Raw genomic sequence first — 14,068 nt, 5'->3', positions numbered from 1 at the left:
ATGAGCGAATTACCTGAATTAGTGAACGATAGAAAACCATATATACAAGAGGTCTGGAAGAAGTCCGGATTCGGACAACTTACCCCGATTCAAACGAAAGCGATTCCGGTGATAGTCGAGGGAAAAGACATCATGGCTGAATCACCGACTGGTACGGGAAAAACATTAGCATATTTATTGCCATTATTAGAAAAGATAGATCCTGAAAAGAAATCGCCCCAAGCTTTGATTTTGGCATCATCACGAGAACTGGTCATGCAAATCAATGAAGAGATTCGCATTTGGTCAGAGGGAAGCGGCATTACGGGTGCAGCATTCATCGGCGGTGCTAATGTGAAAAGGCAGTTGGACAAACTGAAGAAGCGTCCCCAGGTGATTGCTGGAACACCGGGGCGTATTTACGAATTGATTGCCCAAAAGAAATTGAAGATGCATGAAGTTAAGACGATAGTACTTGATGAAGGTGACCAATTGATCACTCCAGAGCATATGGGAACGATCAATAATATTATCAAAACAACGCTAAAAGACCGGCAAATCATGGTGTTTTCAGCGACCTTGCCGGAGGAAACGGAAAAAGCCGCCCGGGGATTCATGAATGAACCCGAAATGATCAAGGTCGATAAGCATGAAAAAATGGAATCAAAGGTGGACCATCTTTACTTTGTTGTTGAGAGACGGGAAAAGTCCAAGATCCTCGAGAAAATAACAAGAATTAAAGATGTGAAGGCCCTTGCCTTTCTGAATGATATAGCAGAGCTGAGCGTCTTGCATGAAAAGCTGAGTTATAAGGGTATTGAAATGGGCGTGCTTCACGGTGAATCCAATAAAGTCGACAGGGAGAAAGCGTTGCGTAAGCTTCGTTCCGGAAAATCCCCAATGCTGATAGCAACGGATGTAGCGGCAAGGGGGCTTGATATTAAAGGTCTTACTGCGGTCGTTCATATTGATATGGCTGATAACATCGAACAATATATCCATAGATCTGGGAGAACTGGGCGAGCAGGTGCAGATGGCACTGTCATTTCGATCGTAACGGAAAGAGAAGAGCGAGAGTTGAAAAAAATGGGTCGTGAACTGGAGATTCCATTAACGAGAGTAACCTTCTATGGTGGAAACATCGTAGTCGATGAATGATACGAAAAAAGGGACGGCCATGGCGGCTGTCTTTTTTTTTTGCCAATGCCCGTTAAGATTAAAAATTAAAAAGTTGCTCATCGTACAGAACTCCCAATACATGCTTTTCCACTTTCTGAATATGGTGGGATTCCCAGTAGAAAAGTGATTGTTTTTGCTGAATCAAATTTAACGATGGGTGCCTCGGCAAAAGGGCTGAAATGATCCAATAAAGCTCAGGATAATATCCCCTCATAGCATTTGATACTATAAATATTCGATTGTGAAATTATACTAAATTCAGGAGTTCATTAATGGGGGATAATCATGAATGAAAACGCTTCCTTTATGTGGTTTTTTGACATATGATAGCAATAGACATAGGTTAGGAGGAGACGGTATGACAGGAAAGTATAAACAGTTTGAAACGGCAGTCATCCATGAAGGATATGACTCGAAGAAGCATTTAGGAAGCTTGGCAACACCCTTATTCCAAACCTCAACATTCACTTTCGAAAATGCCGAGCAAGGAGAAAGGCGCTTTGCCGGTATGGAAGAAGGATACATTTATTCTCGCCTAGGAAATCCAACGGTACAAGTGCTTGAAGAAAAGATTGCCGCTTTGGAAGGCGGGGAAGCTGGCCTTGCTTTCGGTTCAGGCATGGCTGCCGTTTCAGCAGTGCTTTTTGCGTTAACAAAAACAGATGACCACATCCTGTGCTCACAGGGGCTATATGGTTGTACATTTGGCCTCCTGCAGCTAATGAAAAATAAATACCGCATCACACATGATTTTTGTGAAATGGATTCAGAAGAACAAGTAAGGAAAATGATCCGGCCGGAAACGACCTGTATATATGTAGAAACCCCGATCAATCCGACGATGAAAATGATTGACTTACAGATGGTGGTGAGAGTTGCGAAGGAATATAATGTGACGGTCGTAGTCGATAATACGTTTTCGACTCCCTACCTACAGAGACCGCTTGAATATGGCTGTGATATCGTCCTTCATAGCGCTACGAAATATCTTTGCGGGCATGGTGATGTCGTTGCAGGCCTTGTCGTCGGTAAGAAGGAATTCATGAATCAGGTAGCCGGGACTACACAGAAGGATATCGGTGGAATCATTTCACCATTCGATGCCTGGTTACTATTACGGGGGCTAAAGACCTTGCCTGTCAGGATGGACCGTCATTCGGCCAATGCAATGGCAATCTTTCAAGAACTTAAGAAACATCCAAAGGTGAAAAAAGTATATTATCCAGGTGATGAAGCTTCACCGGATCATTATATAATGCAAAAACAAATGAAACATGGCGGCGGCCTTATCTCTTTCGAACTGCATGGCACAAAACAGGATGCACAGGAATTCCTCAATAAATTGAAACTTATCAAAATTGCCGTAAGTCTAGGTGATGCCGAAACATTGATCCAGCATCCCGCTACCATGACGCACTCTGCCGTTCCTGAAGATTCACGGGAACAAATGGGCATCAGTGACCAGCTGGTCCGTCTCTCAGTTGGCCTTGAGGCTTGGGGGGATATCTGGCAAGATCTTAAGCAAGCATTTTAGGGTAACATATCCCTCATTTGTACCTCCTATTATTAATGAAGATGGTGATGGATACGATAAAAGTGATGGCAGCCAGGATATAAGAAATGTCTGTGATTATCGGATAGGCGTCGCTATTTCGTATCCCGATGCCTATGAATGCCCAAACGAATACGAGAGGATAGCACCAATCCCGGTTTTTACCTGCAAAGACAAAGGCCAAGGCTGTTGCTGCAATCAGCAGGACGATTGTCCAGGTTATACGGGAAACCCCAAAACCGTCCCATTTGATATAGGTGAGGTAATAAGAAATGTCAGCTATGGCTGCAACACTTACCCAGCCTGTATAAACGGAAAACGGAAATAGGTCGAAAGCAGCATGCTCCACTTTTTTCATTCTTGTATAAATGACCATTAAAGTAGCCAAAAGAGCAAGGATAATGAATACGGATAACAAAAAGCGTTCATAGTGCCAAGCCAAAAGCCAAGCGCCATTCAGGACACAGCTTAAAGCGAACCAAGGGAAGGATGCCTTATAAGCAGGGCTGTTTTGATGTTTACTTAAAAACTGCCTGAATACCGAGATGGCAAGCAAGAAATAGATCAAGCCCCATATGGAAAATACATAACCGGCAGGAGTGAAAAAGACATCCAGTTTATCGGAAATCTCTCCCGATGTTTGGCCGTTCAATGGCAGGAAATTGGCTAAAAAATTCATCGTGACGACGAACAGGTAGAAAATCAAGTTAATGATGGAAATAATCATGGGCTTCCTCCTTGTATGATTTGTGATCCTTCTAACCTTATTCCACATATTTAGCCTGGCTAACCTTTTCGGAGCACATCGGGGGTACTTGGGGGGGATTTTTCCATAAAGAGAGGAAGTTCCTGTAACAATTGAACCATTTAAGGTTAGAAATTTTACATCTTCACTTTATGGTGATAAAATATTCAAAGATTCATATTATTTTAGTCCTTCGGGGTCGGGTGAAAATCCCAACCGGCGGTGATGAAGAAATTCTAAGCCCGCGAGCCTGATAAAGGCAGGATTTGGTGAGATTCCAAAGCCGACAGTACAGTCTGGATGGGAGAAGGACGTGTGGAACCCAAGTGTATACGTATGCCTAATTTTTCGAAAATGAAATTATTAGGCTTTTTAGGTATACAATTTTTTTCACTCATTTCTCCTGCTAACTCCTTAGGTCATCCTAAGGGGTTTTTTATATTTTATAAAAGGGGGAAAAACATGTTTACGGGAATCATTGAGGATATCGGTACCGTACATTCCTTGAAAAAAGGAAAAAGCAGTATGGAGTTATCGATTCGTTCTGAAAAAATCCTTGAAGATGTGCATCTGGGGGATAGTATTTCAGTCAACGGGGTCTGCTTAACGGTAACATCCTTCACGAAAAGTTTGTTTACGGTGGACGTGATGCCGGAAACGGTCAAAGCTTCCACGATCCGGACGTTAAAATTGGGATCACCTGTTAATCTCGAAAGAGCAATGAGTGCACAGGGAAGGTTTGGCGGTCATTTTGTTTCAGGTCATATCGACGGAACCGGAACGATCATAAAAAAAGAACGGAAAGAAAATGCCGTATATTATGTAATCCAATTGGAAGAAGGGCTTAGTACCTTCTGTATTCCAAAAGGTTCCGTGGCCATTGATGGAACGAGCTTGACGATATTTGGGATCGAAAGGAACCATTTGACTGTATCATTGATTCCATTGACTCATCAGGACACCATATTGGGACAAAAGGCGGCTGGCGATATCGTTAACATCGAAAACGACATGATAGGGAAATATATAATACATCAAATGAAAAATGGCAATCCAAAACCAGGACTGAATTTAGAGTTTTTGGCAGAGCATGGATTCTAATAAAAGGGCGGTGTAATGATGTTCCATACAATAGAAGAAGCAATAGAAGATTTGAAGGCTGGCAAGGTAGTAATCGTATCCGATGATGAAGACCGTGAAAATGAAGGGGATTTTGTAATGTTGGCCGAAAAGGCGACACCGGAAGCGATTAATTTCATGGCGACTCATGGACGTGGTTTGATTTGTACAACCATCACTGAAGAACTGGCAGCGAAATTGAAACTGCATCCTATGGTAGGTGAAAATACCGATCATCATGGCACTGCTTTTACGGTAAGTGTCGATCATAAAAGCACCTCTACAGGAATCAGTGCTTTTGAACGGTCCTTGACCATCCTTGAACTTCTTAATGATGATTCTGTCGCTGAAGATTTCCAAAGGCCTGGTCACACTTTTCCGATAGTCGCTAAAGAAGGCGGCGTATTAAGGAGGGCAGGACATACGGAGGCATCGGTGGATTTGGCGAAGTTATGCGGTGCCGCTCCAGCGGGTGTCATTTGTGAGATCATGAATGAAGATGGATCGATGGCCCGCGTATCCGATTTAGAAGTCATCGCTGATAAATTTAACCTGAAATTCATTACGATAGCCGATTTGATTCGGTATCTTGAACAAAATGATTCAATTGGGAAACAGGAACTTGAACTGAACATCCCGAAAGCTTGAAGGATTATTAGGAATTAAATCTTAACGTGAAAAAAATGATATTGTTTTTTAAAATTAGGAGGAATTGGACATGGGGAAAACTATTGAAGCACAATTGATCGGATCAGGATTGAAAGTCGGAATCGTGGTAGGAAGATTTAATGAGTTTATCACAAGCAAGCTTTTAGGAGGGGCATTGGATGGCCTTAAGCGTCATGGCGTTGATGAGAATGATGTTGACATCGCGTGGGTCCCGGGTGCTTTTGAACTTCCGTTAATTGCTAAGAAACTTGTGAATACAGGTAAATATGATGCTGTAATCGGTCTTGGAACGGTAATCAGGGGTGCCACTTCACATTATGATTATGTCTGCAATGAAGCAGCTAAAGGCATGGCTTCCGTTTCATTGGAAACAGGTGTACCGGTTATCTTCGGTTTGCTGACAACTGAGAATATTGAACAAGCCATTGAACGTGCAGGAACAAAATCGGGTAACAAAGGCTATGAAGCTGCGGTTAGTGCCATTGAAATGGCCAACCTTGGAAAATTAATAGAACAGTGATTTCACATAAGGAAGCCGCAGGGAATAACATTCCTGCGGCTTTTTTAATTGTCAGATTGGAAATACCTCGATTTCAAAGTAATGTGTTTTAAGGTATAAATCTTGAGAAATAAAGAATAATTAGGGAATTTCAAAAAAAAAAACGAACAAAAGCATCACGTAATGGAAGCATGATAAAATATGCGGATATGATTATGCTACAATTGTAAAGATTGCAATTGAAATTCATGACTTTAGGGAAAAGTAATTTTATTAGTTATTAGGAGGGGTTTGTGTGTACCATCTCTTTACACATAATGATTTAGATGGAGTCGGCTGCGGCATTGTAGCTAAGCTGGCATTCGGAGAAGAAGTAGTGGTTAGTTATAATTCAATTGGCCGCCTTAATCAGAATGTAGGAGCATTTCTTGAGCAGGCTAAGATTGAAGATACATTGATCGTTACTGATTTATCGGTTGATGAAGATAACGAAAAAATGATTACTCAGTTTGTGGAAGATGGAGGCAAGGCACTGCTGATTGATCATCATAAGTCAGCACTGCATTTAAACGAACATGATTGGGCATCTGTAACTGTCGAACAGGAAGATGGTAAACAGACGGCAGCGACATCATTATTCTATCAGTATGCAGTTGAAAATAAATTGCTGGAACCTTCAAGTATTGTCGCTGAATTCGTTGAATTGGTTCGTCAATACGATACTTGGGAATGGGAAGTCAATAAAAATACAACGGCAAAACGATTGAATGACCTGTTTTTCATGATTCCGATAGAGGAATTCGAAATGAAGATCGCAAATAAGCTGTCCACGGCTGAAAGTTTTACTTTTGACGAAGTGGAGCAAACCCTTCTGAATGTTGAAGAGAGTCGGGTAGATCGGTACATAAACAGGAAAAAAAGAGAAGTCTATCAGGCTACGGTCGGTCCCCATACAGCTGGTGTGGTCCATGCAGAGTCATACCACTCGGAATTGGGTAATGAACTGTCGAAAGAGTTCTCGCATCTGGATTATATAGCCATCCTGATGGTAGGAAGTAAAAGAATCAGCTTCCGGACAATCCACGATGATATAGATGTTTCTGAGGTTGCCGGCAAGTACGATGGGGGCGGTCACCAAAAAGCCGCCGGTTGCACCATGTCCGAAAAGGCATATAGCCAATATGTCGAAAAGACCTTCCATGCCGAGCCCCTTAAACGAGACGCACATAAGAATCAATTGAATGTAAAGGATTCCCCAGAGGGTTGCTTATATTCAACGAGAGACAAACAGGACATATTCATCTATGAAGATGAAGAAGAGGAATGGATTGTTGAAATCAACGGAAAACAACAGAAAAAAACATTCGATACATTTGCGGAAGCGGAAAAATACATGAAGCGGAAATACGCTGCATGGCTGGCCCATGATGAAAGATATGAAGAGTTTATCAATAAGGGATGAATTAAAAGCGGCTGTCCAAATGGGACAGCCGCTTTTCAATCTTCCATTGTCATTCATGATTTACCTTTTAAGCGGGACAGGATGAACGATCGTGCGGGACTGTTTTTTCGGAATGGAATTTTGGCGATGTAGAATTGCATTGATTTCTCCGCCGATCACAAAAATCAGACCACTTAAATACAACCAAAGCATCAAGATGATCACGCCTCCTAAACTGCCGTAAGTGGAAGAGTAGTTGGCAAAGTTACTGACATAGAATGAAAATCCAAGTGATATTCCCAGCCAAAGTACAGTTGAGGTCACTGCCCCAGGGATGACATGTTTAATGGGAAAACTTTTATTCGGTGCAAAGCGATATAAAAAGGCCAGGACAAGTGAGATGACCACAACCGCGATAACCCACCGTAATAAGCTGAATAATATTTGCATTTCTTCAGGGATCGGAATGACTTGCTGTAATAAATCGATGATGACCTTCCCGAAGACGGGGAGACCCAACATGACGATGAATGCTACAACAAGGCTTAATGTCAATACAATGGAAATGATGCGGGCTTTGATGAAATTCCTTGTTTCTTCTACATCATAGGCAATATTCATGGAATGGATGAACGCATTCATTCCGTTGGAAGCCGACCAAATGGTTCCAAGGAAACCAAAAGTCAGTAAGCCGCCGTTCCGTTCAGATAATATGTTGATGATATTTTTCTCGACGACTTCCATCGTTTCCGCAGGCATGAAGGTTTTTATCGTGTTAAGGGCTGTCTGAATATCGATGTTCAGATAAGGTAATATGGACAGAAGTAAAATGAGCAAAGGGAATAGTGCCAGTAAATAGTAATAAGCTTGTTCTGCTGCCAGCCCGGTTACACGATCTTCCTTTATTTCTTTAATCAGTTTCTTTGAAAATTTTATCGACTTATTCATCTGGGCATCACTCCTGAATAGTTACTTAGGTTATCTCTTCTTTTCCCTCTGTTCACGTAAGTTAATCCTCAAAAGAAAAGAAATTGAAAGTTCTAATCCGCGCGCATGTAGAAGCTTGTGATAATAACCAAAACAAATTTGAGGAGAGGCAAATCAATTTTAAATGCTCCAGCAAAGTGCAAAATCGGAATGATGGAAAGGTGAAGAAATGGCAAGCCAAGGATGATCAACCTTAGCCTATTTTTTCCGATACCCTTTGGAAGGTTTTGCGATTAACTGTAAATAGGTGCTGTTGATACTTCAAGCCTATGAATAATACGGCCAAACACTACTACTAGGTATGATTTTATGCCTTCTTTATAACAAGTATAATAATAATTATGGTAGCAAGTTATGGAAGGTAAACAGAAAAAAGGCCAGACAGCAATGTCTGGCCTTTTTTCTCTATTGCACTTCTTTTCCCTGTTCCTTTTGAACCTTTGGAGGGGTCCATTTGAATACTTTATTTAGGATATTATAGATGTGTTTGGATTCTTTTGTAAGGATCGGCCCAAGAATCGCTAAGGTTAAAACATAAAGTGCCGCAAACGGGGTTAGTATAGGCATTAAACCGCCTGCAATGCCTAAGTTGGCTAAAATGATGGAGAATTCGCCGCGTGAAACGATCGTTAAACCGATGTTTGCGGAAGCTCTGTGAGATAAACCGGATTTGCGTCCGGCAATCATACCAGCTGCAAAGTTACCGATTATGGTGATGATGACTGCTCCAAGAACCATCCAGACAGCTCCCCCAAGGGTCGTCGGATCGATACTCAAGCCAAAGCTGAAGAAGAATATGGCCCCGAAGAAGTCTCTAAAGGGAATGACAAGTTTTTCGATCCTGTCGCTATGTTCCGTTTCAGAAAAGACTAGGCCGAGCAGTAATGCACCGATGGCTTCCGCAACATGAATCGTTTCCGAGAAACCGGCAATGAAGAATAGTAATGCGAAAACGACGATGATAAAAATCTCATCGGAGGTTATATTGAATAATTTGTTAAGGACCCCAGATGCTTTCCGGGCGATAACGAAAAATATCAGCATATACCCTATCGCGATAAATGTAGAAAGTAATGTTCCCCAAACGGAACCAGAAGAGCTTAATACCAATCCGGATACGACTGATAAATAAACGGCGAGGAAGATATCTTCAAACATGATGATGCCAAGGATTAGCTCCGTTTCATTGTTACCGGTCCTTTTAAGATCCACAAGTACCTTTGCCACAATGGCACTTGAAGAAAAACTTATGATCCCGGTTAATATCAGAACCTCTTTTAAGGGAAGACCGAGCAGGAAACCGTACAGCAAGGCCATTCCCACGTTGATTAAAATGTAATAGGTTCCGCCTGTCACGATATTTTTCCCGGACTTCATGAGCTTTTTCACGGAAAATTCAAGCCCAAGGTAAAACAGAAGGAATAAAATACCGACACGACCGAGGAATGCTATTATTTCATCACTTTCAATGAAACGCAGGTCAATTAATCCGAAGTGCGGGGCATGGGGGCCAACGAGCATCCCGATGATAATTAATAGTGGAACATTTGATATTTTGAATTTACCTGCAACGAGAGCGGCTAATGCCACTAGAAGTAGGGCAGTACCCACTTCAAAGACTAAATGGTCCATATGAGCTTAGTCACTCCTTTCGTCGGTCAATAATTCTCTTGTCAGGTTACGGATATCTTTTCTTTCACCGGATATCACAAGAGTGTCGCCTGTTTCGATGATGGAGTCAGGACCAGGATTACTCAATTGTTTTTTTCCTTTTTTAGAATGGGCGATAACGGTCACGTTATAATTGCTCCTGATATCAATCGAACCGATCGTTTGATTGATGGCCTTTGAACCTGGTTCGACTTTGAACCATTCAATCACCAAGTCACCCAATGACATTTCAATTGTTTCAAGTGCTTGTGGTTTATAAACCATGCCGCCTATGATGGAAGCCATTTGCCGGGATTCCTGATCGTTAAGGGTGATGCTCGATATGACGTCCTCATGTTCATTATCAAAATGGTATAATTCCCGACGGCCGTCATCGTGAATGACGATTACTAACTTTTCATCATTTCTCGTTATGATTTCGAATTTTTGGCCAATACCAGGAAGTTCACTTTCTCTAATTCTCACTGGAATTCCTCCTTAAAATGTTGGTTAGAGTTAATAGAAGATAGCAGGATGTTTATAAGTTAACGTCAATATTCGTCTTGAATTTCTTCTCCTTGGATATGCCGATGTATTTTAATGTCTCCGATGGACTGGAATGATGGTAATGCTTCTGTATCAAGGCCAGTGAAACTCCTTGTTTATAGGCATGGTAGCCAAAAGTTTTACGCATCGAACTTGCTCCGAATTTGCCTGTCAGCCCTGCACCTTCGACAGCATCATGGATGATTCGGTGCGCTTGTTGCCGTGTTATCGGCTTTTTTGTCTTAGGGGAAAGAAATAAAAATTGACCTTCGATAACCTTAGAGCCTTTAAGGTATTCTTGTAACGCGGTACGGACTTTCAGGTTCAAATAAATTTGATTAACTTCGTCATTTTCCGTCCGTTGTTCATAGAACTCCTTGATTTTGCCCGTTTCATCCAGAACGCTGGCCACGGTGATTTCAAGCATTTCATTTATCTTCATACCTGTATTGATGCCGAGTACAAACAATAAATAATCACGACTGGAGTGAGCGCGTAAGTATGTTTTTATTTTGCTGATTTGATTGATATCCTTAAAGGCTTCTACATATTCCATAGATCTTCTCCTCTTGCTAATGTAACATAATTACATTATAACACAAGTTATGTAACATTGCATGCATTTAGTCCTGCAGGTGATTCCTATCCAAACAGTAATGCATGCTGTCGAACGTAAAAAAACCTTTTCCATATTCTCTGCTCAAACGAGATAAAATATTTCAGGGAAGTTATTTAATGTGGAGATCGCTGTTTGCATCATCGGGGACATCAGCCTGGAACGAAAAAAAAGAAACCCCAAGTTGGGGTTTACTCATCTTTTTAGTATACGGCTTTTTGTAGTTTGTGAATGACCTCAAGTGAAAGCCCGGTTCCGATGGCAACTGATTCAAGCGGGTTATCTGCAAGTTGGACTGGGACGACAATTTCATTCGTCAGCCATTCTTGTATCCCGTTGAGAAGTGCACCCCCGCCGGATAAGATGACACCTTGATCGACGATATCCCCGCTCAATTCAGGAGGACAATCTTCCAAAGTGGCCCTGATTGCTTCCAGTATATGAAGAAGAGATTCCTGAATGGCTTCCTGGACGTCAGTGGATGATAGTGTAATCGGCTTTGGAAGTCCCGTTACAAGATCGCGGCCCCTGACTTCCATGCTGATCACGGAATGTTTAACGAGTGCGTAGCCGATTTCTTTTTTTATTTCCTCGGCTGTTCTTTCCCCAATCAGCACATTATGTTTTTTTCTAACATATTGGCTGATATCTTCATCCAATTGATCTCCGCCAATTCTGATTGAATTGCAAGAAACGACGCCGCCATAAGAGATGATTGCGACCTCAGTCGTTCCGCCGCCGATATCAACGATGACATTGGCAACGGGCTCTTCGACAGGCAGGCCTGCACCTATTGCTGCTGCTACTGGTTCCTCGATAAGGTGGACCTGTTTCGCTCCGCAGCTTTTGACTGCATCCTGAATGGCCCTTCTCTCAACTGAAGTGGAACCTGATGGTGTACAGACCACTACACTAGGTTTGCGAATCGATAAACCTAGGGCCTTACTTGCTTTTTTCATGATTTCCCGAAGCATTTGCGCTGTTACATTAAAATCCGCAATGACACCATCCTTAAGCGGACGGATTGCCACGATATTTCCGGGTGTTTTCCCGATCATGTTTTTTGCATCCACACCGACTGCCAATACTTTATTAGTCTCTATATCAATGGCCACCACAGATGGCTCATTAAATACGATTCCTTTATTTTTACTGTAAACTAGCGTATTTGCAGTCCCTAAGTCAATGCCTATTTCTGTATTTGATAACATTTAGTCACCCCTCCATAAGAGTTTGACCCCCTATATACTCATTCTACCTTTTATTGCGAGTTTGTGGGGGTGGGAAATCTAGTAAATTGTGGAATTGCCATGCCGTTTCTTTTCATAGAAAGAAAACATGATGAAATATAAAAGTGCACTTGCGATGGCAAGCGCGCGGATAACGGCAAATGTCCAATTGTAACCAATCCACTGACATCGGAATGGCTAATGGCGATAACATTCTGCCTATTGTAAAATATTGACCTCTCATATGTACCGTTTTTAGTATATTTCACACAGCGCTCCTCACTTCAGTCGAAAACAAGCGTGGGTGGCTGCTTTGAATCAGCTTAGCTTATTTTATGTTAAGATATAGAAGAAAATCAGCTTAGATAAAGAAGGTAATTTTGTGAGTGCAGATTTAACCGAGAGTAAGAGTTTTAGAGTCATCTTTACAGCTTTTCTAGCCTTCTTGGGTGGTTATGCGTTGGATAGCCTTGGAATATACCTGCCATGGATGCTTGGACCATTATTCGTCGTGATGATCGCGAAAGTGAAGTTAAGGAAGTACTTGTTTTGGTCTAAAACCTTTAGAAGTACTGGATTGGTCATTCTAGGATTACAACTGGGCAGTTCATTCACGAAACAATCGTTAAATGAGATGATTGAATATTTACCTGTTATGCTTTTTACGACAATCGCAATCATTTTATTTACAGTTTTGACTGGCTGGTTTGTCGGGAAACGAATGAACTTATCCTTGGGCACATCCATGCTTGGCAGTTTTCCGGGAGGGCTTTCCCAGATGGTGGTCTTAAGTGAGGAAATGAAGGATAGTGATGAAACGGTTGTAGGTTTCATGCAAACACTGCGGGTCATCCTTGTGATTTCCATTGTTCCTTGGATCGTGACTCATGTAATGTCAGTTGGATCAGGTACGGTAATGGCCATTTCGGAGCGGCCGTTTTTCTTATTTGATTATGATGGGAAATTAGCCATCATGATGTTGTTAACCTTGCTATTATTCATCTTCATCACAAGGAAAGTGAATTTTCCGCTGCCTTTTTTGCTAGGACCTCTCATGGCTGCAGCACTATTCAATTTAGCAGGCCCAGGTGCCCCGCAGATTCCTGATTTTTGGTTGAACTTGTCGCAATTGTTGATCGGCGCACATTTAGGCTACACACTGAAGGTTGATAATCCCCGACTTTTCAGAAAGATGTTTGGGGCTGTATTCGTCAGTAATGTCCTATTGATTGGATTTTGCTATTATCTTTCCGTTCAGTTTGCCCCGATCCTATCTTTGCAGCCGAACGAATTATTTTTGAGCATGGCGCCAGGCGGCGTCGCCGAAATGGCCGTAACAGCCATGTCTGTGCATGTGGATTTATCCGTTGTCACAAGTTTTCATTTATTCAGGATCCTATTCATTTTATTTTTCCTGTCACCCATCATAAAATGGCTGGTTGGAAGAAGCAAGGGAAAACAAGAACAGGGACAAAGCTGACAGGCTTTGTCCTTTTTCTTTTCGGAAAAACTGAAGAGTGAAAAGAACAAATGTCAGGCGTTATGCGGAACTCACGAGTAAAAGCAGAAAATTCACGAGTAAACCGCTGAAACTCACGAGTAAAGGCAGAAAATTCACGAGTAAACTGCTGAAACTCACGAGTAAAAGCAGAAAACTTACGAGTAAACCGTCAAAACTCACGAGTAAAAGCGCATATTCCAGACGTTATGAGAAAAGTACGAACGGAACAGGCTTGAAATTCAATTCTCGAAAGAATATTGTACCCGAACCATTGAAATGTGCTGTTGAATAAGCTCATGTAGGCGCCGAAGTGGGTAGGTTTTGTGAGAATTTAATGAAAAATGAAATCGAATAGT

13 protein-coding genes, 1 pseudogene and 1 riboswitch are annotated in these 14,068 nt (G+C 41.8%); of the genes and pseudogenes, 8 read left to right on the top strand and 6 right to left on the bottom strand.

The genetic code is table 11. The annotated features are described in order from the left end of the window. Both FNK51_RS05430 and megL read left to right on the top strand, forming a co-directional pair. Nucleotides 1-1,137 carry a DEAD/DEAH box helicase gene (locus tag FNK51_RS05430; RefSeq protein WP_098370473.1) on the top strand — a complete coding sequence of 379 codons (1,137 nt, stop codon included), beginning with the start codon at nucleotides 1-3 and terminating at the stop codon, nucleotides 1,135-1,137. Nucleotides 1,138-1,516: 379 nt separating this feature from the next. Continuing rightward, nucleotides 1,517-2,692, top strand: coding sequence for a methionine gamma-lyase (megL, locus tag FNK51_RS05425; RefSeq protein WP_098370474.1), 1,176 nt, complete (start codon nucleotides 1,517-1,519; stop codon nucleotides 2,690-2,692). Between the two features lie 13 nt (nucleotides 2,693-2,705). Here the strand turns inward: megL and FNK51_RS05420 are convergent, their stop codons facing one another. Next, nucleotides 2,706-3,437 carry a TspO/MBR family protein gene (locus tag FNK51_RS05420; protein WP_141992677.1) on the bottom strand — a complete coding sequence of 244 codons (732 nt, stop codon included), beginning with the start codon at nucleotides 3,435-3,437 and terminating at the stop codon, nucleotides 2,706-2,708. A 203-nt stretch (nucleotides 3,438-3,640) separates the two neighbouring features. Further along, nucleotides 3,641-3,771, top strand: a riboswitch (FMN riboswitch). Between the two features lie 146 nt (nucleotides 3,772-3,917). Between FNK51_RS05420 and ribE the strand changes: the two genes are divergently transcribed. The 4 genes and pseudogenes from ribE (at nucleotide 3,918) to FNK51_RS05400 (ending at nucleotide 7,204) form a co-directional block, all read left to right on the top strand. Beyond that, nucleotides 3,918-4,556 carry a riboflavin synthase gene (gene ribE / locus FNK51_RS05415; RefSeq protein WP_141992676.1) on the top strand — a complete coding sequence of 213 codons (639 nt, stop codon included), beginning with the start codon at nucleotides 3,918-3,920 and terminating at the stop codon, nucleotides 4,554-4,556. 18 nt (nucleotides 4,557-4,574) lie between these two features. Further along, nucleotides 4,575-5,213, top strand: a pseudogene (gene ribB / locus FNK51_RS05410) (3,4-dihydroxy-2-butanone-4-phosphate synthase); the annotation flags it as partial. A gap of 79 nt (nucleotides 5,214-5,292) precedes the next feature. Continuing rightward, nucleotides 5,293-5,763, top strand: a complete 471-nt coding sequence (gene ribH / locus FNK51_RS05405; protein WP_048685088.1) for a 6,7-dimethyl-8-ribityllumazine synthase — start codon at nucleotides 5,293-5,295, stop codon at nucleotides 5,761-5,763. A 274-nt stretch (nucleotides 5,764-6,037) separates the two neighbouring features. Continuing rightward, nucleotides 6,038-7,204 (top strand): DHH family phosphoesterase, encoded by a 1,167-nt coding sequence (locus FNK51_RS05400; protein WP_098370478.1) that lies wholly within the window; start codon nucleotides 6,038-6,040, stop codon nucleotides 7,202-7,204. A 60-nt stretch (nucleotides 7,205-7,264) separates the two neighbouring features. Here the strand turns inward: FNK51_RS05400 and FNK51_RS05395 are convergent, their stop codons facing one another. From FNK51_RS05395 to mreBH, 5 genes are all read right to left on the bottom strand, one after another. Next, nucleotides 7,265-8,131, bottom strand: a complete 867-nt coding sequence (locus FNK51_RS05395; protein WP_141992674.1) for a YihY/virulence factor BrkB family protein — start codon at nucleotides 8,129-8,131, stop codon at nucleotides 7,265-7,267. Nucleotides 8,132-8,575: 444 nt separating this feature from the next. Then, nucleotides 8,576-9,802 carry a cation:proton antiporter gene (locus FNK51_RS05390; RefSeq protein ID WP_098370480.1) on the bottom strand — a complete coding sequence of 409 codons (1,227 nt, stop codon included), beginning with the start codon at nucleotides 9,800-9,802 and terminating at the stop codon, nucleotides 8,576-8,578. A gap of 6 nt (nucleotides 9,803-9,808) precedes the next feature. Beyond that, nucleotides 9,809-10,306, bottom strand: coding sequence for a cation:proton antiporter regulatory subunit (locus tag FNK51_RS05385; RefSeq protein WP_098370481.1), 498 nt, complete (start codon nucleotides 10,304-10,306; stop codon nucleotides 9,809-9,811). A gap of 52 nt (nucleotides 10,307-10,358) precedes the next feature. Continuing rightward, entirely contained in the window at nucleotides 10,359-10,922 is a 564-nt protein-coding gene (locus FNK51_RS05380) for a tyrosine-type recombinase/integrase (RefSeq protein WP_063234693.1), read from the bottom strand. Between the two features lie 263 nt (nucleotides 10,923-11,185). After that, nucleotides 11,186-12,193: a rod-share determining protein MreBH gene (gene mreBH, locus FNK51_RS05375; protein WP_141992673.1), complete on the bottom strand. Its 1,008-nt coding sequence runs from the start codon at nucleotides 12,191-12,193 to the stop codon at nucleotides 11,186-11,188. 400 nt (nucleotides 12,194-12,593) lie between these two features. Between mreBH and FNK51_RS05370 the strand changes: the two genes are divergently transcribed. Continuing rightward, nucleotides 12,594-13,691 (top strand): AbrB family transcriptional regulator, encoded by a 1,098-nt coding sequence (locus FNK51_RS05370; RefSeq protein ID WP_181762193.1) that lies wholly within the window; start codon nucleotides 12,594-12,596, stop codon nucleotides 13,689-13,691. Between the two features lie 37 nt (nucleotides 13,692-13,728). After that, the gene (locus FNK51_RS05365; protein WP_141992671.1) at nucleotides 13,729-14,004 is read left to right on the top strand and encodes a hypothetical protein; all 276 of its coding nucleotides are present in this window, start codon (nucleotides 13,729-13,731) and stop codon (nucleotides 14,002-14,004) included. Nucleotides 14,005-14,068 lie beyond the last annotated feature (64 nt).

The organism is Bacillus sp. B4EP4a (genome assembly GCF_006680105.1).
In the GTDB taxonomy this organism is placed as follows: Bacteria; Bacillota; Bacilli; order Bacillales; family DSM-1321; genus Peribacillus; species Peribacillus simplex_E.
Note: the sequence above shows the minus strand (reverse complement) of the source record. Positions and strands in the feature narration are given on the sequence as shown.

What these genes read in the sequence shown, in the direction of transcription:
- FNK51_RS05430 (WP_098370473.1), top strand. Translation starts at nt 1, where the DNA reads ATGAGCGAATTACCTGAATTAGTGAACGATAGAAAACCATATATACAA.
- megL (WP_098370474.1), top strand. Translation starts at nt 1,517, where the DNA reads ATGACAGGAAAGTATAAACAGTTTGAAACGGCAGTCATCCATGAAGGA.
- FNK51_RS05420 (WP_141992677.1), bottom strand. Translation starts at nt 3,437, where the DNA reads ATGATTATTTCCATCATTAACTTGATTTTCTACCTGTTCGTCGTCACG.
- ribE (WP_141992676.1), top strand. Translation starts at nt 3,918, where the DNA reads ATGTTTACGGGAATCATTGAGGATATCGGTACCGTACATTCCTTGAAA.
- ribH (WP_048685088.1), top strand. Translation starts at nt 5,293, where the DNA reads ATGGGGAAAACTATTGAAGCACAATTGATCGGATCAGGATTGAAAGTC.
- FNK51_RS05395 (WP_141992674.1), bottom strand. Translation starts at nt 8,131, where the DNA reads ATGAATAAGTCGATAAAATTTTCAAAGAAACTGATTAAAGAAATAAAG.
- FNK51_RS05390 (WP_098370480.1), bottom strand. Translation starts at nt 9,802, where the DNA reads ATGGACCATTTAGTCTTTGAAGTGGGTACTGCCCTACTTCTAGTGGCA.
- FNK51_RS05380 (WP_063234693.1), bottom strand. Translation starts at nt 10,922, where the DNA reads ATGGAATATGTAGAAGCCTTTAAGGATATCAATCAAATCAGCAAAATA.
- mreBH (WP_141992673.1), bottom strand. Translation starts at nt 12,193, where the DNA reads ATGTTATCAAATACAGAAATAGGCATTGACTTAGGGACTGCAAATACG.